The 3,773-nt window shown below is 68.0% G+C and carries 3 protein-coding genes and 1 pseudogene; all 4 read left to right on the top strand.

The features are described from left to right. The first annotated feature begins 197 nt into the window (after positions 1 to 197). The gene (locus AB0M20_RS31615) at positions 198 to 533 is read left to right on the top strand and encodes a hypothetical protein (RefSeq protein WP_364303988.1); all 336 of its coding nucleotides are present in this window, start codon (positions 198 to 200) and stop codon (positions 531 to 533) included. Between the two features lie 1,209 nt (positions 534 to 1,742). Then, a complete protein-coding gene (locus tag AB0M20_RS31610) occupies positions 1,743 to 2,195 on the top strand; it encodes a hypothetical protein (protein ID WP_364303987.1) in 453 nt (150 codons plus the stop codon). After that, a complete protein-coding gene (locus AB0M20_RS31605) occupies positions 2,192 to 3,319 on the top strand; it encodes an FMN-binding glutamate synthase family protein (RefSeq protein ID WP_364303986.1) in 1,128 nt (375 codons plus the stop codon). Before AB0M20_RS31610 ends, AB0M20_RS31605 begins: the two co-directional genes overlap by 4 nt. Before the next feature lie 179 nt (positions 3,320 to 3,498). Further along, positions 3,499 to 3,773 (top strand): annotated as a pseudogene (locus AB0M20_RS31600) (hypothetical protein); the annotation flags it as partial.

Raw genomic sequence — 3,773 nt, 5'->3', positions numbered from 1 at the left:
CAACCACCAACAACACCAAGTAGAACTACACCCCGAGGACCACCACCTGGGGAATTACCTGAGCCCAACCCCGGGGAATTAGGTGAGCGCCGACATTTGTCGGCAATTGGACCTCGAAGCAGCGTCGGCTGCGGGACGTCCTCGCCGACAGCGACGAATGGTACGAGTTCACCGGTGTCACCCGCTGCTGGAGTGTGATGGACGGCGGCGGCAACATCGACGAGGTCACGCTCCCGGAGCTGGGCTACACCGGTCTCACCGTACGAATCTTCAATCCGGCCACCGAGCTGTGGTCACTCTACTGGGCCCGTAACGACATCGGGCTTGCGCTGCCGCCGACCGTGGGGCGCTTCGAGCCGGACGGCGTCGGCCGGTTCTACGACGACGAGGACTGGAACGGCCGGCCGATCCGGGTTCGCTACCAGTGGACGGTCGCCACGGCCGAGGCCTGCCGCTGGGAGCAGGCTTTCTCGACCGACCACGGCGACACCTGGGAGACCAACTGGGTCGCCGACTTCACCCGCACCGACTGAGATCCGGCGACCAGGATGCCGCGGGTCCTGCGGAAACGACGGCCAGCATCGGCCGGACGAGCACGCCGAGGACGGGGTGCAGCGCCATCGGCCTGGTCCCAGCCTGCGTGCCCTGGCAACGGTCCCATCGAGCCGCGCCCACTGCTGGGCAGCGCAGGGCCGGCGACATCACGCGAATGTCAACGACCGCATGGCACACAGCGATCTGTCCACCTCGGCGGCGAGCCGGCCGATGGTGGCCAGGTCGGCCGGCGGACGCTCGATCCCCGCCCCGACGGTACGGCAGCCCACCGTCACGGCTGCCGACAAATCCGTGGGTTCAGCGACTGTCGCGGCCGCGTGCTGCTTTTGAGCGATCCGTCACGCTGACCTCTTCGCACGTTGTTCCATGAACACCGGGGAGCAGATTGGGAGCAGCAGCGGGTGTCCAACGGCTCCAGACCGTCCTCAACTGCGCTGAACTGCTATTAACGGCAATGCCGTTGATGCTGGTCATCGCAGAGTCGCAGGTCAGAGCGGCGCGGACCATTCTTTGACACAGTCGAAGCGGGCTCAACGCCTCTAACGACGGCCGAGTCGTATCGCTGCAGGTGGGGAGTCTTTGCAGGTCATCGCCGTAAGTCGCCATCGGACGGTGGCAACTTACGGGTGGGAGCAGAATGGGAGCAGCTGGAGACCTCTTCTGTGCTTCGGAACGGTACCTCGTCATCTCGTCAGGTGGACCGCGCCGCAACATCGACGTGACGCGGACCGGCTCCTGCGTCCATGCATAGACCCGGAACACTCCGTCGTGCCGAGGCGGACTTACCAGCTGTCCTCTCCTGTGCGGGCGAAGGGCCTCTCGTTGCCTCCTACCGACCCTGCGCATGTCGCGGGCTCCTCGCGGGCGCGTTCGGCCTGCAAGCGGCTAGTGCCGGCTGTGATCCGGCCTGTTCATTGGTTTGGGGCGCGGTTCCCGACGGTCATGCTGACCGGTACAGCACCGCCCTTGTGGCCCGGATCCGCACCACCACCACCACCACCACCACGTGCTTCTTTCAGGTGAACTGATCGTTCGGCGCCCCGTCACCGCCGAGGGCCGGCGAACGCGAGCGAGGCGACCAGACCTGAGACCGCGTTGCACGCTTCGTTGCTCAGCGTGCCTGATCGCTGGACCGTTTGTGGACCCGCCGCTGTTTAGCGGCTCCGTTCGGCGGCAAATGATCCGGTATGAAGTTGGGCATCGGCGCGGCTGCGGCCGCCGCAGTGTCGGCGTTGGCGGCAGTAGCCGTCCGCGACCTCTTGCAGCGCGACCACGCGCTGTTGCGCAACTTCCCGGTCATCGGCCACGGCCGGTACCTCATCGAAGCCATCGGCCCCGAGTTGCGGCAGTATGTCGTGGCCGGCAACAACGAGGAGCGGCCGTTCACCCGCGACCAGCGGCGCTGGGTGTACGCGTCGGCGAAGAAGGAGAACAACTACTTCGGCTTCGGCACCGACAACGACATCGAGTACACGGCCGGTATCCGATCATCAAGCACCGCACGTTTGGGCGGGCGGTACCCCGGTCGACGCCGGGGGCCGGGTACGAGGCGTCCGTACCGTGTGCCAAGGTCCTCGGGGCGGCGCGCGACCGGGCGCGGGCCTTCCGGCCCGACTCGGTCGTCAACATCTCCGGCATGAGCTACGGCTCGTTGTCCGGCAACGCGATCGAAGCGCTGAACAGGGGCGCGGCGCTGGCTGGCTGCCTGCAGAACACCGGGGAGGGCGGGCTGTCGCCGTACCACCGGTACGGCGGCGACCTGGTTCTGCAGATCGGCACCGCGTACTTCGGCTGCCGCGATGAGTACGGCCGGTTCGACCTGGAGCGGCTCAAGGATCTGGTGGTCGGCGCCCCGGTGCGGGCACTGGAGATCAAGCTCAGCCAGGGTGCCAAGCCCAGCCTCGGCGGTCTGCTGCCGGGCGCGAAGGTGTCCGCGGCAATCGCCGCCACCCGCGGCATCGCGCAGGGCGTCGACTGCGTGAGCCCGTCTCGGCACGCCGAGTTCTCCGACACCGACAGCCTGCTGGACTGGGTGGAGCTGCTCGCCGCGGAGACCGGCCTGCCGGTCGGCATCAAGTCGGCGGTCGGGGACCTCGACTTCTGGGACGAGCTCACCTCGCTGATGGCCACGACCGGACGCGGCGTCGACTTCGTGACGATCGACGGCGGCGAGGGTGGCACCGGCGCAGCGCCGCTGATCTTCACCGACACGGTGTCGCTGCCGTTCCAGGTCGGGTTCGCCCGGGTGTACGCCAAGTTCGCCGAACGTGGCCTGCACGAGCGAGTGGTCTTCGTCGGTGCCGGGAAGCTCGGGCTGCCGGACAACGCCGTGGTCGCGTTCGCGCTGGGCTGCGACATGGTCAACGTGGCCCGTGAGGCGATGCTGGCGATCGGGTGCATCCAGGCGCAGAAGTGCCACACCGACACGTGCCCGACCGGTGTCGCCACCCAGAACCCTTGGTTGACCCGGGGGCTGGACCCAGCGCTCAAAAGCGTGCGGGCCGCCAACTACGTCAAGACGCTGCGCCGCGACCTGCTGAAGGTGGCTGAGGCGTGCGGCGTCGAGCATCCCGGCCTGATCGACACCGGCTCCGTCGAAATTCTTGACGGCCGCACCGCGGCCACCGGTCTGGACCAGGTGTACGGCTACCGGCCCGGCTGGGGTCTGCCTTCGGAGGCGGACCAGGCGACCATCGCTGAGTTCATGCGCGCCGCCGAACCGCAGGGCGGCACCGCTCCGCCGTCGCGCTCAATGATGTCGTGAGCCACTGTCTGGTCACGCCTCTTCATGGCCCCCATCGGTCTCAGCGCCTGTGCGCCTGGGACCCATTCAAGGAGAAGAGTCCGCGGTCTTTACGGCTGCCGGCGAGTCGTGCCGCAGTGAACGGGTACGCAGAGCTGCGGGCTAGTGGCCCGACCAACTGAGTAGATGGAGGACGTCAGATGAGGTTTGTGAAGCTGGCCGCCGGGTTGGCCGCGGGTTATGTGCTGGGCGCGCGGGCAGGGCGGGAGAAGTACGAACAGATTGCCGCTGCCGCCCGTAAAGTAGGCAACCGTCGCAGCGGGGCGTCCGCCGAGGGGAACCTACCGGGCGGGCTCGAGCCCGATGCCGGCGTAGTCGCGCCGGTGGCCGTTGTGCCGACCACCGAGCGACCGACCCCGGCGGTCGCCGACGACACGCCGCGCCGATCGCGGAACCGGCGCACGAAGGCGGCCGC

The sequence above is a fragment of the Actinoplanes sp. NPDC051633 genome, assembly GCF_040681735.1.
Classification (GTDB): domain Bacteria; phylum Actinomycetota; class Actinomycetes; order Mycobacteriales; family Micromonosporaceae; genus Actinoplanes.
This window is presented reverse-complemented; position numbering and strand designations above follow the sequence as displayed.